Source organism: Streptomyces sp. MZ04, from assembly GCF_004684775.1.
Classification (GTDB): Bacteria; Actinomycetota; Actinomycetes; order Streptomycetales; family Streptomycetaceae; genus Streptomyces.
In genome coordinates this window covers 1-855 of the sequence record NZ_SRIC01000611.1, presented here as the reverse complement: position 1 = coordinate 855, position 855 = coordinate 1, and the positions used below count along the sequence as shown (strand labels likewise).

At 71.0% G+C, this 855-nt stretch carries 1 protein-coding gene; it reads left to right on the top strand.

Going from position 1 to position 855, the window contains the following annotated elements; translation table 11 throughout:
- On the top strand, positions 1 to 717 hold a 717-nt coding region (locus tag E2651_RS43490; protein WP_135336761.1), incomplete at its 5' end, for a DUF2786 domain-containing protein.
- Positions 718 to 855: the final 138 nt, after the last annotated feature.

Sequence of the window (855 nt, the reverse complement as noted above, 5' to 3'; positions counted from 1 at the left end):
CTGCACATCCCGTCGCCCCCCGGCCACGACGAACCCCGCATCCTCACCCGTATCCGCGCGCTGCTCGCCAAGGCGGAGGCCACGGGGTTCCCGGAGGAGGCGGAGGCGCTGACCGCCAAGGCGCAGGAGCTGATGGCCCGGCACACCATCGACGAGGCGCTGCTCGCTTCGCGTACGCGCGCGAAGGACACCCCTGGCGCCTGCCGCATCGGTGTGGACGCCCCGTACGAGACGGCGAAGGCGATCCTCCTCGACGCGGTGGCCACGGCGAACCACTGCCGGGCGGTCTGGAACGAGGCGTACGGCTTCTCCACGGTCGTCGGCTTCGAGGCCGACCTGGAGGTGGTCGAACTCCTCCACACCTCGCTCCTCCTGCAGGGAACCACGGCGATGGCGAAGGCGGAGGCGGGGCAGCGGGCGGGCGGCCGGAAGCGTACGAAGACGTTCCGTCAGGCGTTCCTGCTGGCGTACGCGCATCGCCTCGGCGCCCGCCTGGCCGCCACCGCCGAGCACGTCACGGAGGAGGCCCCGGAGGCGGGCGAGCTCCTCCCGGTGCTCGCCGCGCGGGACGTGGCCGTCACGGAGTCCGCCGAGCGAATGTTCCCCGAGACGACGAGTGCGCGGGTGCGGGGTGTGAGTGACGCGGAGGGCTGGCACTCGGGCGTGGCGGCTGCCGACGAGGCCCATGTGTCGCCCCGGGCGCGAAGCCTCCCTTGACTTCCCCCGCGGTCTGGCCTCGCCGAACGAGCCCTTCCGGCTCACCCGCCCGTTTACCCCTGTATCTTATACACATCTGACGCTGCCGACGAATAGCCTTGTGGAGATCTCGGTGGTCGGTGCTGGAGTACGAAAAAT